General features: G+C 62.8%; 23 protein-coding genes, 1 tRNA gene, 1 pseudogene and 1 riboswitch. Of the genes and pseudogenes, 14 read left to right on the forward strand and 11 right to left on the reverse strand.

What is annotated here, in order from left to right:
* Positions 1-112: 112 nt before the first annotated feature.
* Entirely contained in the window at positions 113-1303 is a 1191-nt protein-coding gene (locus QEN71_RS26180; protein WP_201650906.1) for an acyl-CoA dehydrogenase, read from the forward strand.
* A gap of 90 nt (positions 1304-1393) precedes the next feature.
* On the opposite strand, the gene QEN71_RS26185 is transcribed toward QEN71_RS26180, so the two are convergent.
* Positions 1394-2032: a peroxiredoxin gene (locus tag QEN71_RS26185; protein WP_201650905.1), complete on the reverse strand. Its 639-nt coding sequence runs from the start codon at positions 2030-2032 to the stop codon at positions 1394-1396.
* A gap of 394 nt (positions 2033-2426) precedes the next feature.
* On the opposite strand from QEN71_RS26185, the gene QEN71_RS26190 reads away from it, so the two are divergent.
* The 3 genes from QEN71_RS26190 to QEN71_RS26200 all read left to right on the forward strand — a co-directional run bounded on the left by QEN71_RS26190 (position 2427) and on the right by QEN71_RS26200 (position 3764).
* On the forward strand, positions 2427-2729 hold the full coding sequence (locus QEN71_RS26190; RefSeq protein ID WP_117335984.1) for a DUF883 family protein: 303 nt from the start codon (positions 2427-2429) through the stop codon (positions 2727-2729).
* Positions 2730-2849: 120 nt separating this feature from the next.
* Positions 2850-3233, forward strand: coding sequence for a phage holin family protein (locus QEN71_RS26195; protein WP_201650904.1), 384 nt, complete (start codon positions 2850-2852; stop codon positions 3231-3233).
* Between the two features lie 45 nt (positions 3234-3278).
* Positions 3279-3764 carry a DUF3318 domain-containing protein gene (locus QEN71_RS26200; RefSeq protein WP_201650903.1) on the forward strand — a complete coding sequence of 162 codons (486 nt, stop codon included), beginning with the start codon at positions 3279-3281 and terminating at the stop codon, positions 3762-3764.
* A gap of 27 nt (positions 3765-3791) precedes the next feature.
* Here the strand turns inward: QEN71_RS26200 and QEN71_RS26205 are convergent.
* The 7 genes and pseudogenes from QEN71_RS26205 to glyA form a co-directional block, all read right to left on the reverse strand.
* Positions 3792-4209, reverse strand: a pseudogene (locus tag QEN71_RS26205) (type IV pilin protein).
* Between the two features lie 23 nt (positions 4210-4232).
* On the reverse strand, positions 4233-4757 hold the full coding sequence (locus tag QEN71_RS26210) for a pilus assembly PilX family protein (protein WP_201650902.1): 525 nt from the start codon (positions 4755-4757) through the stop codon (positions 4233-4235).
* On the reverse strand, positions 4754-5512 hold the full coding sequence (locus QEN71_RS26215; RefSeq protein WP_233471814.1) for a PilW family protein: 759 nt from the start codon (positions 5510-5512) through the stop codon (positions 4754-4756). The genes QEN71_RS26210 and QEN71_RS26215 overlap by 4 nt, the downstream gene beginning before the upstream one ends.
* Before the next feature lie 77 nt (positions 5513-5589).
* Positions 5590-6006, reverse strand: coding sequence for a prepilin-type N-terminal cleavage/methylation domain-containing protein (locus tag QEN71_RS26220; RefSeq protein ID WP_201650900.1), 417 nt, complete (start codon positions 6004-6006; stop codon positions 5590-5592).
* Positions 6003-6563: a GspH/FimT family pseudopilin gene (locus tag QEN71_RS26225; protein WP_201650899.1), complete on the reverse strand. Its 561-nt coding sequence runs from the start codon at positions 6561-6563 to the stop codon at positions 6003-6005. The genes QEN71_RS26220 and QEN71_RS26225 overlap by 4 nt, the downstream gene beginning before the upstream one ends.
* Positions 6564-6734: 171 nt before the next feature.
* Entirely contained in the window at positions 6735-7226 is a 492-nt protein-coding gene (gene nrdR / locus QEN71_RS26230) for a transcriptional regulator NrdR (protein ID WP_201650898.1), read from the reverse strand.
* A 6-nt stretch (positions 7227-7232) separates the two neighbouring features.
* Complete coding sequence (glyA, locus tag QEN71_RS26235) at positions 7233-8480, reverse strand: serine hydroxymethyltransferase (RefSeq protein WP_201650897.1); 1248 nt, start codon at positions 8478-8480, stop codon at positions 7233-7235.
* 184 nt (positions 8481-8664) lie between these two features.
* A riboswitch (ZMP/ZTP riboswitch) is annotated at positions 8665-8779 on the reverse strand.
* Positions 8780-8981: 202 nt separating this feature from the next.
* Here glyA and ydfG point away from each other — a divergent pair.
* The 9 genes from ydfG to QEN71_RS26280 all read left to right on the forward strand — a co-directional run bounded on the left by ydfG (position 8982) and on the right by QEN71_RS26280 (position 15675).
* On the forward strand, positions 8982-9728 hold the full coding sequence (ydfG, locus tag QEN71_RS26240) for a bifunctional NADP-dependent 3-hydroxy acid dehydrogenase/3-hydroxypropionate dehydrogenase YdfG (protein ID WP_201650896.1): 747 nt from the start codon (positions 8982-8984) through the stop codon (positions 9726-9728).
* A 135-nt stretch (positions 9729-9863) separates the two neighbouring features.
* Positions 9864-10343: a tol-pal system-associated acyl-CoA thioesterase gene (gene ybgC / locus QEN71_RS26245; protein WP_201650895.1), complete on the forward strand. Its 480-nt coding sequence runs from the start codon at positions 9864-9866 to the stop codon at positions 10341-10343.
* 168 nt (positions 10344-10511) lie between these two features.
* Positions 10512-11189 carry a protein TolQ gene (gene tolQ / locus QEN71_RS26250; RefSeq protein ID WP_012401829.1) on the forward strand — a complete coding sequence of 226 codons (678 nt, stop codon included), beginning with the start codon at positions 10512-10514 and terminating at the stop codon, positions 11187-11189.
* Positions 11190-11199: 10 nt separating this feature from the next.
* Entirely contained in the window at positions 11200-11646 is a 447-nt protein-coding gene (gene tolR, locus QEN71_RS26255; protein ID WP_036002958.1) for a protein TolR, read from the forward strand.
* Positions 11643-12686: a cell envelope integrity protein TolA gene (tolA, locus tag QEN71_RS26260; protein ID WP_201650894.1), complete on the forward strand. Its 1044-nt coding sequence runs from the start codon at positions 11643-11645 to the stop codon at positions 12684-12686. Before tolR ends, tolA begins: the two co-directional genes overlap by 4 nt.
* Positions 12687-12802: 116 nt before the next feature.
* The gene (tolB, locus tag QEN71_RS26265; protein ID WP_201650893.1) at positions 12803-14095 is read left to right on the forward strand and encodes a Tol-Pal system beta propeller repeat protein TolB; all 1293 of its coding nucleotides are present in this window, start codon (positions 12803-12805) and stop codon (positions 14093-14095) included.
* A 19-nt stretch (positions 14096-14114) separates the two neighbouring features.
* The gene (gene pal, locus QEN71_RS26270) at positions 14115-14624 is read left to right on the forward strand and encodes a peptidoglycan-associated lipoprotein Pal (RefSeq protein WP_012401833.1); all 510 of its coding nucleotides are present in this window, start codon (positions 14115-14117) and stop codon (positions 14622-14624) included.
* Positions 14625-14639: 15 nt separating this feature from the next.
* A complete protein-coding gene (gene ybgF, locus QEN71_RS26275) occupies positions 14640-15389 on the forward strand; it encodes a tol-pal system protein YbgF (protein WP_201650892.1) in 750 nt (249 codons plus the stop codon).
* 210 nt (positions 15390-15599) lie between these two features.
* A tRNA-Lys gene (locus QEN71_RS26280) sits at positions 15600-15675 on the forward strand.
* A 211-nt stretch (positions 15676-15886) separates the two neighbouring features.
* On the opposite strand, the gene QEN71_RS26285 is transcribed toward QEN71_RS26280, so the two are convergent.
* The gene (locus tag QEN71_RS26285; protein ID WP_201650891.1) at positions 15887-16102 is read right to left on the reverse strand and encodes a hypothetical protein; all 216 of its coding nucleotides are present in this window, start codon (positions 16100-16102) and stop codon (positions 15887-15889) included.
* Between the two features lie 86 nt (positions 16103-16188).
* Here QEN71_RS26285 and QEN71_RS26290 point away from each other — a divergent pair, with 86 nt between their 5' ends.
* Positions 16189-17349, forward strand: a complete 1161-nt coding sequence (locus tag QEN71_RS26290; RefSeq protein WP_201650890.1) for a glycosyltransferase — start codon at positions 16189-16191, stop codon at positions 17347-17349.
* Positions 17350-17419: 70 nt separating this feature from the next.
* Here QEN71_RS26290 and QEN71_RS26295 read toward each other — a convergent pair whose 3' ends face one another.
* Positions 17420-18487, reverse strand: coding sequence for a glycosyltransferase (locus tag QEN71_RS26295; protein ID WP_201651039.1), 1068 nt, complete (start codon positions 18485-18487; stop codon positions 17420-17422).
* The gene (locus tag QEN71_RS26300; RefSeq protein ID WP_201650889.1) at positions 18487-19734 is read right to left on the reverse strand and encodes an oligosaccharide flippase family protein; all 1248 of its coding nucleotides are present in this window, start codon (positions 19732-19734) and stop codon (positions 18487-18489) included. The genes QEN71_RS26295 and QEN71_RS26300 overlap by 1 nt, the downstream gene beginning before the upstream one ends.
* Positions 19735-19959 lie beyond the last annotated feature (225 nt).

Genomic DNA, 19959 nt, shown 5'->3' on the forward strand with positions numbered 1-19959 from the left:
ACACTCAATCGTCGTTTTGCAAAACATTGTTTCGCAGAGCGGAACTCAAGTCAAGCATTCGGATGGAAGAAAGGCGCCACGCGGCCCGCTTCCGTCGACAAGGAGATACGTCATGGCAGCCGCCGCGCAGTTCAATTGGGAAGACCCGCTGCTCCTGAACCAGCAGCTCACGGAAGAAGAACGCATGGTGCGCGACGCCGCGTACGCTTATGCGCAGGACAAGCTCGCGCCGCGCGTGCTCGAAGCGTTCCGCCACGAGAAGACGGACGTCGCGATCTTCCGCGAAATGGGCGAACTCGGCCTGCTCGGCCCGACCATTCCCGAGCAGTACGGCGGCCCGGGCCTGAACTACGTGAGCTACGGACTGATCGCGCGTGAGGTCGAGCGCGTGGATTCGGGCTATCGCTCGATGATGTCAGTGCAGTCGTCGCTGGTGATGGTCCCCATCTTCGAATTCGGCTCCGACGCGCAGAAAGACAAATACCTGCCGAAGCTCGCTTCGGGCGAATGGATCGGCTGCTTCGGGCTGACCGAGCCGAATCACGGCTCCGATCCGGGCAGCATGGTCACGCGCGCGAAGAAGGTCGACGGCGGCTATTCGCTGTCCGGTTCGAAGATGTGGATCACCAATTCGCCGATCGCGGACGTGTTCGTCGTCTGGGCGCAGCTCGAAACCGACGGCAAGGACGAGATTCGCGGCTTCATTCTTGAGAAAGGCTGGAAGGGTTTGAGCGCGCCGGCAGTTCACGGCAAGGTCGGTCTGCGTGCGTCGATCACGGGTGAGATCGTTCTCGATGAAGTCTTCGTGCCGGAAGAAAATCTGATGCCGGGCGTGAAAGGCCTGCGCGGACCGTTCACGTGTCTGAACTCGGCGCGTTATGGCATCGCGTGGGGCGCACTCGGCGCGGCGGAATCGTGCTGGCACACGGCGCGTCAGTACACGCTCGACCGCAAGCAGTTCGGTCGTCCGCTCGCCGCGAACCAGCTGATCCAGAAGAAGCTCGCCGACATGCAAACCGAAATCACGCTCGGTCTGCAAGGCGTGCTGCGCCTCGGACGGATGAAGGACGAAGGCACGGCGGCCGTCGAAATCACGTCGATCATGAAGCGCAATTCATGCGGCAAGTCGCTCGACATCGCGCGCATGGCGCGTGACATGCTCGGCGGCAACGGCATTTCGGACGAATTCGGCGTGGCACGGCATCTGGTGAATCTGGAAGTGGTGAACACGTACGAAGGCACGCACGATATCCACGCGCTGATTCTCGGACGCGCACAGACGGGCATTCAGGCGTTCTTCTGACGCTGCCGGTTACCTGAGAAAGCACTGAAACAAAAAGCCCGGGTTCTTAAAGAACGCGGGCTTTTTTACGTCGGCGTAAGAAGCCGATGCTTACTTGTTCGGCTGCGGCGTCATCCGCAGATACGGACGCAGCGCCTTGTAGCCCTTCGGGAACTTGCGCTTGATCTCTTCCTCGTCCTTCAGCGACGGCACGATCACGACGTCGTCGCCATGCTTCCAGTTGCCGGGCGTCGCGACCTGATAGTTGTCCGTGAGCTGCAGCGAGTCGATCACGCGCAGCACTTCGTCGAAGTTGCGGCCCGTGCTGGCCGGGTACGTGATGATCAGGCGCACCTTCTTCTTCGGGTCGATGACGAACAGCGAGCGCACCGTCAGCGTTTCGTTCGCGTTCGGATGAATCATGTCGTACAGCTGCGAGACCTTGCGATCGCCGTCAGCGAGGATCGGGAAGCCAACGCTGGCGGCTTGCGTCTCGTTGATGTCCTTGATCCACTCCTTATGCGATTCCGCGTTGTCGACGGACAGCGCGATCGTCTTCACGTTACGCTTCTCGAATTCGCTGGCGAGCTTCGCGGTCAGGCCGAGTTCCGTCGTGCAGACAGGCGTGAAGTCGGCCGGATGCGAAAACAGAACGCCCCAGCTGTCACCCAGCCATTCATGGAAACTGATGCGGCCAATGCTCGACTCCTGCTCGAAATCGGGTGCGACGTCGCCAAGACGTAGACTCATAGTGCAGCTCCTTGATGAAATCAATGAAGTGTTCGAATGTTCCGCCGGGACTGGTCCGGACGAAGGGTACAAATTAGAGCATACGGGACGGGACCATGCACTTCTAACGAACATTCGCTAAAACGCTTATCAGTTTTTGTAATTTTCTCGCCGATGTACGAAACTTAACGGGACAGATCAACTCCATCAAGCGATGGTGTGCTCTGCACGGTCATGAGCGCAACGTTCGAAGCGCGCGGTAAGAAACGCGCGTGACGTTCGGGAACGCTTCATGCGACCGCGTTCGGGAAATTGCGCGCGATTTGCGCGTAACCCATGCGCACGGTCCGCTGGCTCGCCAGCGGCCGTTTCTTTGGTTACGATTCACGCGTAGCGTGCACGAAGGGAGCAGTCAATGTCGGAAGTCAACAAGGAGAGATTGATGTCGGATATCAAAACCGTACTCGCAGACGCGGAAGATCTGCTGAAGCAGGCCGCGAGCGCCACTGGCGAACGCGCTTCTGAACTGCGCGAGACGGCGCTCTCGCGTCTCAAGCAGGCGAAGGAAAAGGCAGCCGACGTGCAGGTCGTGGTCGTCGAGAAAGGCAAGAAAGCCGCTCGCGCCACGGACGACTATGTCCACGAGCATCCGTGGGCGTCGATCGGCATTGCAGCCGGTGTCGGCGTGGTGGTTGGCCTGCTGATCAATCGCAAGTAACGCGCGTGAAGCATCCCGGCCGCGCACTCCGCGGTCGGGATGCTTCGCTGACAGGCGGACGGGCGCGCGCGCCCTGTCCGCATACTCTTCGCGCATCCTCGCGCGCAATACGCTGACGCCATGATCGATACACAATCGCAGAGCGGGGACCGCGGGCCATTGCGGCGCATTCTCAGTTCGTTCTTTTCGATCCTGCAGACACGGCTCGAACTGATCGGCATCGAACTGGCCGAAGAAAAAGACCGGCTGCTGATGGTCCTGTTCATGGGCCTCGCGGCCATGATGCTCGCGACGATGGCATTGATCGCGCTGACCGCGCTGATCGCGATCGCGTTCTGGGACACCTACCGGTGGCAGGCGCTCGCGGGCATCACGATCGTCTATGCGGTGGCGGCGATCGCGTGCGCATTGCGGGCTCGCAGCGGCTTGCACAATGCCCCGATGATCTTCGAAGCCACGCTCCACGAGTTCGAAAAAGACCGCGACATTTTCCGCAAACGCTGAACTTCGCGTCATTCTCTTTTCTGTCCATCGCCATCGATCAAGCCCATGAGCCAGGTCCACTCCGATAACGCATTTCGCAGCCGCCGACCGACCGCCAAAGACCTGAGCGCACCGCATCTGCGCGCGCTGCGCAAGGAACTGCTGATCGTGCGTGCGGACGTCGAGCGCATGGAACTCGCGCAGGCAACCCTTGAACTGCGTCACGCCGTCACGCACTTCAGCTGGCTCAAGTTCATCGTGCCGGGCTTCAGCGCGATGGGCGGTATGCCGTGGAGCCGCCGGCGCGGTGGCGCAGCGGGCGGGATCGGTGCGCTGCTGAAGGAATATCCGCTGATCAGCTCGATCGTTTCGCTGGTGCTCGCGAAGCCCATTCGCAACAGCGTGCTGGGCGCGGCAAAGCCTGCCCTCAAGTGGGGCAGCGTCGGCCTTGCCGCGTGGGAAGCGTTCCGCATCTATCAGCAGGTGAAGCGCGAGTCGCGCAAAACGGCTACGTCCGCCGCTGCGACTGACGCCGATATGAACCCGCCCTGAACGGGCGCGTGTCGAATCCTTTGACATCTAACGCGCGCTCCAGCAGTCGTCGGGGGATGCGCCTGCTGTGCCCCGGTTGGTCTTCAGGCCCGTTGCGTCGAGTATGAACGCCGCACATGTCGTCGGCCATCGGGCCGTTGTCTAGCGGCTGCGCTTCGAGCGCATAGCCGCCGTTCGTATCGTCGGCGGGCAGGATGCGCAACCGGTAGATCGCCCTTCCACCTTGCGGCGCGTGGTCGAGACCGGACGGCAACGGCGCACCATCCACATGCACGGCCGATTCGGCGAACTGCGCCGCGCGAAAGAGCGCGGACGCCGCATCCGTCCGGTGCGCCTTCGCGATGTGGTCGCGATAGGACGGTATGGCAAACGCGGCGAGCGTTGCTGCAATTGCCAGCGCTATCACCAGTTCGAGTAGTGAGAATGCCTGCGTATTCGACTTCATGTCGACGTTCATAAGGTGTGCACTCAGAAGGGGCGCGCAGCGATACGGCGCCAATGTTTTTCGACTGCGCCGCCGTCGATCACCAATTGCAATTGCAGCCACGCCTGCGAATCCTGATTGCGTCCATAGCCTCTCGCGGTGAGGAGATAAGCCTGCGCGTTTGCGCGATTCGTCAATCGCCACGTTTCGGCCAGGCATTGCGGAGCGCGAAACGACAGCGATATAGGCCATGAGGCGAATGGCGCGATCGAATTGGATTCGAACATTGCCTGCGACTTCCAGCCGGCGGGCTCGCCGCTGGCGCCCGGTACGCCCGAAAGCGATCCGTTGAGGAGATTGCGCGCGCATGCGGTCAACGCCGAATCCGCGGCATGCATCGCGATCAGATGGTCGTAGATGGCTGACGCGTTTCGCGCAGCCGCCACTGTTTGCTCGAACCACGCGGCCGAAGTCGTCAGCATCATCGCGGCAATCAGCAGCACGACGGGTAGCGCAATGCCCCGGCTTCGCGCGCGCCGTCGCTGCGACCTGCTTCGTGGAGGGATCATGTAATAGCTCCCTCGTTGTTTCGAATCGCGACGCGCCGCCAGAATGCACGCCTCACACGCAGATCCGAACCGACGGCCGATATACCGTCGCAATCGACATAACTCGTCCGCGCGACCTGCGGCGTGCCTCGAACGAGCACGCAGAGATCGACGGCGACGACATTGGTCCATTGCGCGGGTGTCAACGCCGCCGCGTCCATCGCCGACGATGCGCCCGCGAGCCAATACCGCAAGCGCACGCGCTCGACGCCTTCGACAAGCGGCTGCGAAGAGTTGCCTCCCGTTCCTTCGCAATACAGCTCAGGCTCCCCCGTCGAACTACTCGTCTTTGCATAGAAGCGGTTGACGATGGGCACGCCCGGCGCGTCGGCATCCGTCTTCGCGACACCCTGGCCGAGGCAGTCGGTCGCGAGACCCGCCGTGGACGGCCACGTCGAAACAGCGTCAGCGACATAGCGCACCGCCACCCCGTCCGAATGCGTGGCGAGCGTCTCGCAGGTCGGATTGTCATCCGTGCCAACCGGCCGTCCGCCTGTACAGCCGAACAGCGCGGGCCGCGCGGCGAACGTGCGCGGCATGTCGGCGGAAACGAATCCTGCCATCTGCAACTGCTCGCCGATCAGCGTCAACGCGGTTATCGCCGCGTCGTGGATCTGCGCTGCATCGGCCGCCTGCGCAAATGCAATTCGCTGCGAGCGGTACAGCGAGACCGCGCCCGCTGTCACGATCAGTCCAAGCGCCAACGCTATCGTCATTTCGAGAAGCGTGTGACCGTATGTATGAACGTAACGCCGCGGCTTACCACATGCACGCGTAGAAGAGACGAGCGCTTTCATCGTGAAAACGCAATCGCGACACACTGCATGCCTTGCGGCACATCGCCATCGCCGCACGATACGGGCGCGTCGATGATGTCGTACGACAAACTTGCCTGCCACGCCCATGTCGCGCGTGCGTATGCAGGATCGCTCCCGCCGACAATGCCGGCATCGCCTTTCGGCAGCAGGCTCGCCGCGCGTGTCTTCCATTGATTGGCTGCCGCCACGTTAGCGTTCGGCGCACGCGCCGCCTCTGCGATTGCATCGGCGACAAGTGCGGCCTGCACGCGATAAGACATCCCACGCGCATCGCGGGCAATCGCGAGCTGCACGGCGATCAGGCCAAGTACGGTCACAGCCGTTACAGCCACGGCGACCAGCACTTCCATCAGCGTCTGACCGCGTTGCGACGAGACATGTGCGTGCATCATGCTGCCGCTCCGCAAGCACCGTCGGCGATGCGGGCGCGTCCGCCCGCCGCGATGCGAATGCAGCGCCGCCAGTCCTTGCCTTGTGTCGCCTTCGAATCGGCGCGCGGCCCGATATCGAAGCTTCGGAAGCTGCCATTGACCTGGCCCGCGGGCGGCGTGAACGTCAGATTGGTGAGCGCTCCCACGATGCTCACTGACGCAACGTCAGGCTGCACGCGCAACGGATAGAAGCCGCTCGCACGCTCGATCATCACGGCCCATCCACACGACCAGTCGACCACACCCGTCTTGTACGGCTGTGCCGCCGTGAGACAGTGGCGCGCGGCATCGACGCGGCACACGGTGACCCGGGCACCACGACGTAATGCCTCGCCGCGCGCATAACTGAGTGTGGACAACAGCGCGCGTGCGCGTGCGTCGACCTGATCTCGCGCATGCCATGCAACGAACGAAGGCACCGTCAACGTTGCGAGGATCGCCAGCAGCGCGATCACTACGAGTGTTTCGAACAGCGTGAACCCACGGCGCGCGCGCCGGATTTGAGCATCCTGTTTCATCAGCATTCCTTGATTTCGCCAAGAACGCGATGACTCTATCGGCACGTAGGAACGCCCACAATTAGCCGGATGGCCAGGTGGCGGACGCACGAATCCCTGCACGAGAATGTCCGTGCATCAGGTGAATTCGTGGAAGAACTTCAGGGAGAGAAAATGCGGATACGCGAGAAATCAGCGCTTGCGCGAAGGCTTCGCGGGCGCGGCCGGAGCGTTCATCCGGCGAAACTCTTCAATGACGTCTTCGAATTCGGAGACATCTTCGAAACGCCGGTACACGGAAGCGAAGCGCACGTACGCGATGGTGTCGAGCGCACGCAGTTCGTTCATCACGAGTTCGCCAAGACGCTCGCTGCGCACTTCGCGCTCGCCGCTGCCGAGCAGTTGATACTCGATGCGCGATGCGGCGGCATCGACGGCGTCGGCAGCAACTGGACGCTTGCGCAGCGCCAGTTGCATGCTCGCGACGATCTTGCGGCGATCGAATTCCGTGCGGCTGCCGTCCTTCTTCACGACCGAGGGCAACGCCAGCTCGACCCGCTCGTACGTCGTGAAACGCTTGTCGCAGGCCGGGCAACGGCGGCGGCGCCGGATCGCGGCGCCGTCTTCCGACACACGCGAGTCGACGACCTGTGTGTCCTCATGCCGGCAGAAGGGGCAGCGCATGGTGGCTTAGCGGTAAACCGGAAAACGCTTCGTCAGCTCGGCGACCTGCGCGCGAACGCGCTCGATCGTCGCCGTGTCTTCCGGGTTGTCCAGCACGTCAGCGATCAGGTTGCCGACCTGCTCGGCTTCCTTCGTGCCGAAACCGCGCGTCGTCATTGCAGGCGAGCCCAGACGGACACCGCTCGTCACGAACGGCTTTTCCGGATCGTTCGGAATCGCGTTCTTGTTGACGGTGATGTGCGCCGCGCCGAGCGCCGCTTCCGCAGCCTTGCCCGTGATCTTCTTCGCGCGCAGGTCGACCAACATCACGTGGCTTTCCGTGCGGCCCGACACGATGCGCAGACCGCGCTTGACGAGCGTCTCAGCCAGCACGCGTGCGTTCTCGACCACGCGCTGCTGATATTCCTTGAACTCGGGCGCCAGCGCTTCCTTGAACGCGACAGCCTTGCCGGCGATCACGTGCATCAGCGGACCGCCCTGGATGCCCGGGAAAATCGCCGAGTTGATCTGCTTCTCGAATTCGGCCTTCATCAGGATCACGCCGCCGCGCGGGCCGCGCAGGCTCTTGTGCGTGGTCGTCGTGACGAAGTCGGCGAACGGCACCGGGTTCGGATAGACGCCCGCGGCGATCAGGCCGGCGTAGTGCGCCATGTCGACCATCAGATACGCGCCGACCGACTTCGCGATCTTCGACAGACGTTCGAAGTCGATGCGCAGCGCGAACGCCGATGCGCCCGCGACGATGATCTTCGGCTTGTGTTCCTGCGCGAGCTTTTCAGCCGCGTCGTAGTCGATGTCTTCGGCTTCGTTCAGGCCGTAGCTGATCACGTTGAACCACTTGCCCGACATGTTGACGGGCGAGCCGTGCGTCAGGTGGCCGCCGTGCGCGAGGCTCATGCCCATGATCGTGTCGCCCGGCTTGAGCATCGCGAAGAACACGCCCTGGTTGGCCTGCGAACCCGAGTTCGGCTGGACGTTCGCAGCTTCGGCGCCGAACAGCTGCTTCACGCGGTCGATCGCGAGCTGCTCGACGACGTCAACGTATTCGCAGCCGCCGTAGTAGCGCTTGCCGGGATAGCCTTCGGCGTACTTGTTGGTGAGCTGCGAGCCCTGTGCGGCCATCACGGCCGGGCTCGTGTAGTTTTCCGACGCGATCAGTTCGATGTGCTCTTCCTGACGGCGGTTTTCGTCCTGGATGGCGTTCCAGATTTCCGGATCGACGTTGGCGATGGTGCTTTGGGCTCTGTCAAACATGCTGGTTCCGTTAAGTGTGTTCAGGTTGACCGGATCGTGCGCAGGTCGTGTGCCGAGAGCGTAGTAGGTACGCAGCACTGCTGGCCACTGCTGATGGTGGGAGCCTTGACGTGGCGTATGAAGGAGGTGCCGCACACGCGAGTCAGGACAACCACCGGCAGCGCAAACGACGGCGCGCGCGAAACATGGCTGCCCAGGCGAACGGCAAAACGGCACCCTGCGCTTCACGGTGGGACGCTCCACCTTGAACCCGTCACGCTTGACAGCGTTGGGTTCTATCGCCAGTCACGCAGGGATGAGCGCGTTAGTTTATTGGAACCGTGTCGAATAGGCAACCAAGCCGGCAAGCGCCCCGCGTAGGCCGTCCGAAGCCCCGTCGTGCCGTTGCAGAGGCCACCGGGAGGCCCGCTCGAACGTGCCTTCGCGCGGCGGGGTCATTCTTGCCGCATCGCCCCATTGGAAGTAGGCTTGTGGCCTTTCTTCACCGACCAGGGAACAGCAATGATCGTGTTCGTCACCGGCGCGTCCGCAGGGTTCGGCGCCGCTATCGCCCGGGCTTTCGTCAAAGGCGGCCATCGCGTCGTCGCCACCGCGCGCCGCAAGGATCGTCTGCAGGCGCTCGCCGACGAACTCGGCGACAACCTGCTGCCGTTCGAGCTCGACGTGCGCGACCGCGCCGCCGTCGAAGCCGTCCCCACCGCGCTGCCCGCCGACTTTGCCGCCGTCGACGTGCTCGTCAACAACGCCGGCCTCGCGCTCGGGCTCGAGCCCGCGCAGCGTGCCGTGCTCGATGACTGGACCACGATGATCGAGACCAACTGTACGGGTCTCGTGCAGGTCACGCGCGCGTTTCTGCCGGGCATGATCGAGCGCAATCGCGGGCATGTGTTCAATCTGGGCTCGGTAGCGGCCTCGTGGCCGTATCCGGGCGGCAACGTGTACGGCGCGACCAAGGCGTTCGTGCGCCAGTTCAGTCTGAATCTGCGCGCGGATCTGCACGGCACGCCCATCCGCGTGACGGACATCGAGCCGGGGCTGTGCGGCGGCACCGAGTTTTCGAACGTGCGTTTCCGCGGCGACGACGAGAAGGCTGCGAACGTCTATCAGAACGTCCAGCCGCTCACGGCCGAAGACATCGCCGATTCGATCTACTGGATCGCGACGCGCCCCGCGCACGTCAACATCAATACGATCGAACTGATGCCCGTCGCGCAGTCGTTCGCTGGTCTGAACATTCATCGCGGCTGAGGTCACGAAGGCGCTGCGTCGGGCCGCATGTATCAGTCACATGCAGCGGCGTCGATGCAGCGCCTGTCGCGCCGGTAAAACACATTCCGCTACAGAAGTGCCCAAAAATGCGGCGCCCTTTTGCGTTCCGGTAAAATGCGCGCCATGAATATGTCTGACAGTCAGTCCGGCGCGGAAGTCGGCGGCTTTATCTGGCCGATTCGCGTGTATTACGAAGACACCGACGCCGGCGGCATCGTGTTTTACGCGAACTACCTGAAATTTTTCGAGCGCGCGCGCACCGAATGGCTGCGCGCGTGCGGCGTCGATCAACGCAAGCTCGCGGATGAAACGGGAGCGCTCTTCGTCGTGCGCAGCACTGCCCTCGACTATCGCGCGCCCGCCCGGCTCGACGACATGCTGCGCATCGTCAGCCGGATCGAGAAGCTTGGCCGCGCGTCGGTGGATTTCGCCCAGGAAGCCTGGCGCGGCGACACGCTGCTGGCGACGGGCACGATCCGCGTCGGTTGCGTCGATTCGAAATCGATGAAACCGGCAGCCATTCCTCCGCCGGTTCACGCCGCTTTGCAGCGCGAACCGGACTCAAACGGCGCCAGCATGTCAACGGCTGCTTAATAAGCGCCGTTAATGGCTGGACAGTGAACTCGTAACGGTCACAACAAGACCAAGCATGGTTCGGCGAAGGACCCGCCGAAGCTTCCGGTTTGCCAACTGAATGCCAACCGAACGCTTCGACCCACCTTGCAGCCGGACGCCCCACCCGGGACGTTACATCGAACCTATATGAACACTACACAAGATCTGTCGATCATTTCCCTCGTTCTCAATGCGAGCCTGCTGGCGCAGGCAGTGATGGCGCTGCTGTTGTTGCTGTCGCTGATGTCGTGGACTTTCATCTTCCGCAAGTGGTTTGCGATTCGCCGTGCGCGGGCGCAGACTGAGCGTTTCGAACGCGATTTCTGGTCGGGCGGCGACCTGCAGGCGCTGTACCAGAGCGCCGCGAACAACCGTCACACGATCGGCGCGCTCGAACGTATTTTCGAGTCGGGCATGCGCGAGTTCCTGAAGGGCAAGGAAAAGCGGATCAACGATCCGGGCGCGATTCTCGACGGCGCACGCCGCGCCATGCGCGCTGCGTTCCAGCGTGAAATGGACGTGCTCGAAGCCAACCTCGCGTTCCTCGCTTCCGTTGGTTCGGTCAGCCCGTATATCGGTCTGTTCGGCACGGTGTGGGGCATCATGAATGCGTTCCGCGGCCTCGCCAACGTCCAGCAGGCCACGCTCGCGAACGTCGCGCCCGGCATCGCCGAGGCACTGACGGCAACGGCCATCGGCCTCTTCGCCGCGATCCCCGCCGTGGTCGCCTATAACCGTTACGCGCACGACATCGATCGCCTCGCGATCCGCTTCGAAACCTTCATCGAAGAGTTCTCGAACATCCTGCAGCGTCAGGCCCATTAAGGAGTCCACGATGGCCGGTTCAGTTCGTTCCAGCATGCGCGGCAGCCGCTCGCGCCGCGCGATGGCCGACATCAACGTCGTGCCGTACATCGACGTGATGCTCGTGCTGCTCGTGATTTTCATGGTGACGGCGCCGCTCGTGGCGCCGTCCATCGTGAATCTGCCGACGGTCGGCGGCGCCGCGCCGCAACAGCAGACGCCGCCCGTCGTCGTCAACATCAAGGCCGACGGCAACATGAATGTGAAGTACAAGGACGACGCGGGCGCGACCCAGCAGGAGACGATGACGCAGGCCGATCTGCGCAGCTTCGTCACTGACCGTCAGGCTTCGCACCCCGATCAGCCCGTCGTGATCGCCGCCGACAAGACGGTCAAGTATGAAGTCGTGATGAACGTGATGTCCGACCTGAAGGCTCGCGGCGTCAAGCGCGTTGGATTGCTCGTCAAATCGCAATGACCCGCCGAGAGAAAAACGTCTACCCGTTACAGCCGCCGCGCGAGCGCGGTACCGGCCGCGCCGTCGCGCTGGCCGTGGTGATGCACGTGTTGCTCGGGTTCTTCCTGTATCACGGCATCCACTGGCAGAACAGCACGCCGGCTGGCGCCGAAGCCGAACTGTGGACGGAAGTGCCCGACGTGCCGACGCCCCGCCCCGTTCCGCCGCCGCCCGCACCTGCGCCCGTCAAGCCGGCGCCGCAGGTCAACGACGAAGAAGCCGACATCGCGCTGCAGGAGAAGAAGCGCAAGCAGCAGCAGGAAGCGCAGCGTCAGGCCGAACTCGCCGAGCAGCAGCGTCAGCAGAAGCTGCAGGCCCAGCAGGAAGCCGAGGCGAAACGCCAGCAGCAACTCGCGGCCGACCAGGCCGCGGCTGCCGCCGCCGCGAAGCTCAAGCAGCAGCAACAGCAACAGCAGGCTGAAAAGCTCAAGCAGCAGCAACTCGCCCAGCAGAAGCAGGATCAGCTGAAGAAGCAGCAGGAAGAGCAGCAAAAGCAGAAGGAGCAGAAGGAACAGGAAGCGAAGCAGGCTCAAGCCGAAGCGCAGGCCAAGGCTGACGCGGCGAAGGCCGCGAAGGCCAAAGCCCAGGCGCAGGCACAGGCCGATGCCGCGAAGAAGCTCGACGCGGAGCGCCGTCAGCGTCTCGCCGCGCTGCAGGGTATGGCGGGCGGCGAAGGTTCGACGGGCAACGGTCTCGCGAAGAGCGGCACGGGCACGGGTTCCGGTGGCACGGCGACATCGCCCGGCTACGCGGATAAGGTCAAGCGCCGCGTGCAGCCGAACATCGTCTGGTCGGGTGATACGTCGGGTCTCGAGACCGTCGTTTCCGTGCGTTGCTCGCCGACGGGCACGCTGCTGAGCGCGACGGTTACGCGCAGCAGCGGGAACGACGCATGGGACGCCGCCGCGCTGCGTGCGGTCCAGCGCTCGGATCCGATGCCACAGGACGTCAACGGCAAGACGCCTGAAAGCTTCAAGATCACACTGCGTCCGGCCGCCTGACATGTCGTTTCCGATTCGCACGCTGTTGCGCGCGGAGCGGGAACGATTTCTGCTCAAGCCGGTCTGTTTGCAGTTGTGGAGTGTTAGAAATTCGTTTTATGGGGAATTTATAAACAATGAGTTTGATGACCAAGCTAGGCCTGCGAGCACTCGTAGCGTCGTGTCTGATCGCCGCGGGCGGTGCCGCCCATGCACAACTCAACGTGCTCGTGACGGGCGTCGGTTCTACGCAGTTCCCGATTGCCACGGCAAATTTTGCCAACGAGGCAAATTCTCCCCAGCAGATCAGCACGATCGTCCGCCAGGATCTTCAACGTAGCGGTAAATTCACCAACATCGACGCAGGCAGTGCGCCCGTTTCGGAAGGTGATTCCGTCGATCTCGGCGCATGGAAGGCAAAGGGCGCGAACGCGTTCGTCGCGGGTAGCGTCACGAAACTGCCGAACGGCCAGTATCAGGTGCGCTTCAAGCTGTACGACACTGTCAACCAGCAAAGCCTCGGCGGCCTCGAGCTGGTCAGCCCGGAAAGCGGGCTGCGCATGAGCGCGCACAAGGTGGCTGACTACATCTACGCAAAGCTGATGGGCGGCCGCGGCGTGTTCGCGACGCGTCTGTCGTACGTGATCAAGACGGGCAACCGCTATCAGCTGCAGATTTCGGATTCGGACGGCCAGGACGCGCACATCGCCCTGTCCAGCCCGGAGCCGATCATCTCGCCGGCATGGTCGCCGGACGGCACGAAGGTCGCGTACGTTTCGTTCGAAAAGAAGAAGCCGATCGTCTACATCCATGACCTGCCGACGGGCCGCCGCGTGGTCGTGTCCGACCAGAAGGGCAACAACAGCGCGCCCGCCTGGTCGCCTGACGGCCGCACGCTCGCCGTCGCGCTGTCGCGCACCGGCAACACGCAGATCTTCGCCGTCAACGCCGATGGCAGCGGTCTGCGCCGCCTGACGCAAGGCAGCTCGATCGATACCGAGCCGTCGTATTCGCCGGATGGCCAGTCGATCTACTTCACGAGCGATCGAGGCGGCCAGCCGCAGGTCTACAAGATGTCCGCCAGCGGCGAGTCATCGGGCGGCGCGCAGCGCGTGACGTTCACGGGTAACTACAATACGAGTCCGCGCGTGAGCCCGGACGGCAAGCAGCTCGCATATATCTCGCGTACGGGCGGGGGCTTCAAGCTGTATATCCAGGATCTGCAGTCGGGCGTCGCGACGGCGCTCACCGATACAACACATGACGAATCGCCGAGCTTCGCGGCGAATGGTCAGTACATTCTTTACGCCACTCAGGTGAACGGCCGTGGCGTGTTGGCCGCAGTATCGACCGACGGTCGGACGCGGCAGGTCCTGTCCGTTCAGGGGGGCAGCGTACGCGAGCCTTCCTGGGGCCCGTTTATGCAATAACACACAAGGAGAGTGAAGCATGATGTCCAAACTTCGTATCGCGCTTGCCGTGGCAATGGTCGGCACGCTCGCTGCATGTCATTCGGGCGTTAAGCTCGACGAAAACGCCGGCAAGGGCGGCGCGACTGGCGCGCAACCGAACCCGAACGATGTCGCCACGGTGAACGTCGATCCGTTGAACGATCCGAACAGCCCGCTGGCAAAGCGCAGCATCTATTTCGACTTCGACAGCTACTCGGTCAAGGACGACTACCAGCCGCTGCTGCAGCAACACGCTCAGTACCTGAAGAGCCACCCGCAACGTCACGTCCTGATCCAGGGCAACACCGACGAGCGTGGCACGAGCGAGTACAACCTGGCACTCGGCCAGAAGCGTGCTGAAGCCGTGCGCCGTTCGCTGTCGCTGCTGGGCGTGCCGGATTCGGAAATGGAAGCCGTGAGCCTCGGCAAGGAAAAGCCGCAGGCAACGGGTCACGATGAAGCGTCGTGGGCGCAAAACCGCCGCGCGGACCTCGTCTATCAACAGTAATAGGTGACAAGCCGTATGACGCACCGTTTTTCCTGGCTGCGCATGGCCGCAGCCGCCTGCGTCGCGGGGACGGCCGTAATGGCCCTTCCCGCCCACGCCGGCATGTTCGACGACGATCAGGCTCGCCAGGCGATCCTCGATCTGCGCACCAAGACTGATAGTCTGTCGAGCCAGCTGTCGGCGGCTCAACGCACGATCCTCGACCAGCAGAACCGTCTCGACCAGCTCAATCAGCAGGTCGCGACGCTGCGCGGTCAGAACGAGGACCTCACCAATCAGGTCGCGACGTTGCAGAAGCAGCAAAAGGACTACTACACCGACCTCGACGGTCGACTGAAGAAGTTCGAGCCGCAGCAACAGACGGTCGATGGCGTCGAGGGCACCGTGCAGCCAGGCGAAACGGAGGCGTTCAACGCGGCTTCGCAGCAGTTCCGCAGCGGTGACTTCAAGAACGCGGCGACCTCGTTCCGCAGCTTCATCGCGAAGTATCCGCAAAGCCCGTATCAGCCTACCGCGCAATACTGGCTCGGCAACGCGCTGTATGCGCTGCGCGACTACAAGGGCTCGACGTCGGTATGGCAAAACGTCGCGCAGAAGTATCCGCAGCATCCGCGCGCGCCGGAGGCGCTGCTGGCTATCGCGAACAACCAGCTCGAACAAGGCCAGAAGGCCGCCGCCAAGAAGACGCTCGAACAGATCGTCGCGCAGTACGGCGGTTCGGATGTCGCGCAGTCGGCACAAAGCAAACTTTCGCAGATCAAATGATTCGTGGCGTACGCTTCGTGCGCGCGCCCGTTTGTTGTGATGCAGTAAAACGCGCAGTGTCGACGCTTTAAGAACCGATACGCGCGCCTCTCGCCGGAAAGCCCGGAACGCCAACGTTCCGGGCTTTTCTTTTGGACGCGCGCAGACGCCGATTGCTGGCCGGTTTATTGACAGCCAGGCGTATCGCCGATATAATCTCGCTTCTCTTTTGGGTCGTTAGCTCAGCTGGTAGAGCAGCGGACTTTTAATCCGTTGGTCACAGGTTCGAATCCCGTACGGCCTACCAAAAGATTCGAAGGGCCCGGCGAAAGCCGGGCCCTTTTTATTTCGCGTCGCGCTTTCTGCACAACGCATATCGACCGCCCAATCCCCATCTCAGGCACTATCGCTGTCGGCGAAAAAATTACTCGCACCCATTCTTTTTCAATTACGCTACGCCAAAATTACTGGACTTATTCAATTGTAAAATCGCGATCGGCGCTTTTAAAAAGCCGCAATTAAATTGAAATGGCAGCACCAAAGAATGGGTTTTCCGGGGCAAACGTTGCACGCCGCCCAACACTGTCGATAATTGTCCAAACCCTTACCTGGCTTGCACCAGACGCATGCATCGTCTGAAACGGAAGCCGTTTCGAAGCCCAATTCCATTCCGCCTTCAGAAAAAATAGTGTTTTCCCGACAATAAGCCCTTCGCCGTAGTCAATTTCAGCCAATCAAACTACGTAAGGGAATTGTCTACTGCATAATTCAAGCGACCTTCAAACAACAGCGCAGCACTAACCTGTAAAGGCTCGATCCGGTGACCGACAAACTGCTTACCGATTGGAGTACTGCATCGTTGGGCAAAAGCACGACGGCCGACAACAAGCGGACCGTTTTCTACGTGCAGCCGTTGATCGCCCACTACCGGATGGAGGTCATCGAGTCGCTGAACCGGCTCTTTTCCGTCAAGCTCTTCGCCAGTTCCGCAGGCATGGAATCGAACGGGTTTTCGCGCGAGAAACCCGCGTGCGCCGAATTCGTCGAAACACAGATCAGCCACGTGTTTGCGCCAGGCATCAACATGCAGCGCGAAGTCGTCGGGCGAATCGTGCGCGAGCGCCCCGCCGCCGTCCTGATGTTCGCCGATATCCGCTATCTGTCGCTGTGGCTCGCGCTGATGGCCGGCCGCGCGATGCGAATTCCCGTCCTGATCCACGGACAGGGGCTGTACCGGCACGAAGAAGACGTCGGCCTGATCCGCGGGCTGTGCTACCGGATCGCCGTCGCGCTGTCGACGCAGTACATCTGCTATACCGACGCGTCCAAGCGTTCGCTGGAGAGCGTCGGTTGTCCTTCCGGGAAACTGATCGTGGCCGATAACTCGCTGACCGTCGAACATACCGTCGATCCCGCCGAGAAAACGGGCAAGGAGACGGGCATCCTGTTCCTTGGACGGCTACGCGACGACTCGAACGTCGACGCGCTGATCGAAGCCGTCGGCCGTCTGCGCAACGAGGATCATCAGATCACGCTGCATCTGGTCGGCGGCGGCAAGCACAGCGCGCAGCTCAAGCGGCTGTACGGCGAGCGCGACTATGTGGTCTGGTACGGTCCCGTGTTCGACGAAAGCCGCATCGCGGCGATCAGCCGGCAATGCCGTATCGGCTGCTATCCGGGCGCGGCGGGTCTGAGCGTCGTGCACATGTTCGGCCTGAGCCTGCCGCCCCTCGTCCACGACGAAATGCAGCGCCACATGGGCCCGGAGCCCGGCTATGTCGAAGAAGGCAGCACGGGCTTCTTCTATCCACGCGAAGGCGGCGTCGAGGCGCTCGCGGACACGTTGCGCCGCGTCTGGACGATGCCGCCCGACACGATGCGCGCCGCCGCCGCTGCGGCCCACTCGAAGTATCAGCAGCTGAATTCGCCGACGCTCGGCAGAAAGCTGGCGGAGATCGTCCGCGCATCGCTGAAGCCCTGACGGGCGCGTTTCATCCCACGCGTCACCTCACGCGTCACCATCGCCTCATCGCGCGCAAACGCTATAGAGTTCAAGCCCGCGCGCCGATCACCTGCTGCGCCACGGCCAGATATCGCTGCGCCGTATCCTGCAACGTCAAACCCGCCAGCGACCGCGGCACTTTGGGCTGTGCAAGCGCGTGAAGCAGCGCCGCGGCATATGCAGACGTTTCGTCGGTATCGACGAGTTGCACGCCCGGCAGCGTCTTCGCGAACTGAAACGGCACAATCGTGCTCGCGACGACAGGAATCCCCGACGCCAGCGCCTCCAGAAACGCGATGCTGTGCCCTTCCGAACGCGAAGGCATCGCGAACACATTCGACGCGCGCAGCACGCCGCTGACGTCCGAATGCGGACCATCGACCCTCACGCGATCTTCGAGGCCGAGCTTCTTGACGAGATCTTCGATGGCCGCGAGATAGGCCGGATCTTCGACCACGCCGTACAGTTGCAGCCGCACGTCCGGCACTTGCGTGGCAACTTCGCGAAACGCGTGCACCGTCTGCAACTGGTTCTTCACCGACGTATAACGGCCAATCTGCACGATCTGCGGCGGCGCATCGCCCGAGCACGGGCGATCGTCGAATGTGAAGCGCGACGTGTCGACGCCATTCGGAATCAACGTCACGAGCGGATGCGAGCCGACGCAGTCGTTGTAGTCCCGCACGTTCGCGGGAGACACGCCGATCACCGCGCGCGCCCGCGACGACAGCAGACGCTCGACATTGCGAAACAGCTTGCGCTCGAAATCGTTGACGGCGGAATGCATCACGTAGACCACGGGCACGCGCGTCGGCAATGCGCGCGCGTAGAACGCGGGGATCGTCGCGTGCGCGAACAGCACGTCGGGCCTGAAGCGCCGCAGCACGGCGGCCAGGTGAATCAGCTTGCCGGGCAGGTTCGAACGCTTCGCCGGAAACACACATTCGACGCCGTGGCTTTCCAGCTCGCGCGTCAACGGCGCGAAGTCGGGCTTCTCGGGCAGCAGCGCCGTCACGCCGACCACGCTGCCGTCGCGCTGCTGATGAATCGCGAGATCCTTCGCCAGCACTTCCGCGCCCGACAGACGCGGCTCCAGCACGAGATGAAGTATCCGCATCACATGACCCTCGCGGTCCGGTACGTCATCCATGCAGCCGCCGAACTCAGGCCGACCGTCATCGCCCACGCAATACCCGTCACGCCCCAGTAGTGCGTCGCGGGCGGCACGCACGCGAGCAGCACGAGCACCTGGATGACGGAAGCCTGCGTCGTCGCTTTCGCATCGCCGACAGCCCGCAGATACGACACCAGCACCGCGATCAGCGCGCCGATCGCCATGTTGATCACGAAGATCTTGAAGAGCGGCACGGCGGGCAGCCAGGCAGGTCCGAGAATCAGCGAGAACAGCGGCTGCGCCGCGAGCCGCAGCACGATCACGACGACCACCAGCCCCAGCGCGATCACGCCGATATAACGCTTGAAGAGCCGAGCGGCCGCGTGAGGATCGGTGCGATGACGCGCAGCGAACGTCGGGAACAGGTACTGAGACATCGCGATCGCGGCATCGGCGAGCAGCATCTGCGCGAGCCGCGAGGACATCTGGTACGCGCCCAGTTGCGCCGGCCCGAGCAGCTTGCCGACCACGACCTTGTCGAACTGGTTGAGCACGAGATTGACGACGCTGCCCGCCCAGATCCACCGGCTGAAACCGATGTAATGACCGATGCCCGACCAGCGCAGGCGGATGGGCGGACGCGGATTCATCGTGATCCACGTGAGCGCCGTCTTCAGCGATTCACCGACGATCATCCCGATCAGCACCGAGTACGCGCCCGCCCCTGCGAGCGCCAGCGCGAGCCCAAAGCAGCAGTCGACGAACGCCGCCGATACCTCGACGAGCGCGACATGCTGGAAGCGCCGCTCGCGTTGTACGACGTAATAGGCCGGCGACGCGACGCCGCGCAGCAGCGGCAACAGCGCCGCGAGCTGCAGCAGCAGCAGCGCGCCGCCCAGATGAAACTGGTTGTTCATCAACGGCGCAATCGCGACGAGCGCGGCGCCGATCACCACGCCGCGCGTCGCGAGCGTGGTCCAGACGGCGCCCAGTTCATCGCGCGTCGGCGCAGCCTGCCCCTGGATCACCGCCTGCGATAACCCCGTGTCCGACAGCGCTTCCGCAATCGCGACGGCGAGCAGTGCGACGCTCACGCTGCCGATCGCCTCCGGCCCGAGAATGCGGCCGATCGCGAGAAACTTGATGGCCACGAGCCCGCGCATCAACACCTGCTGCAACAGCACCCATGTCGCTGCGCTCGAACCCAGGCCTGCCCTGAACGAAAACGCCGGTAGCCTCATCGTCCGCAATCTTTTTCTCCTGTCCCATGCTGTCGATCGGAGCATGCGCCCGAGCGCCTGCTTCCGTGGCGGACACAGCCCCTCCGCCGGCTCACGCAAGCCGTCCCTCAAGGTACCCCGACGCACACGCGCACGGACGCCATCAGTCAGTCAGATTCGGCAACGGCACCCTGGTGGCTGTCTGTTCTCGCCAAAGAACTGGCGAAATTGTCGGTTCGCGCCGTAGGCCAGATG

It is taken from the genome of Paraburkholderia sabiae (assembly GCF_030412785.1).
Lineage (GTDB): Bacteria > Pseudomonadota > Gammaproteobacteria > Burkholderiales > Burkholderiaceae > Paraburkholderia > Paraburkholderia sabiae.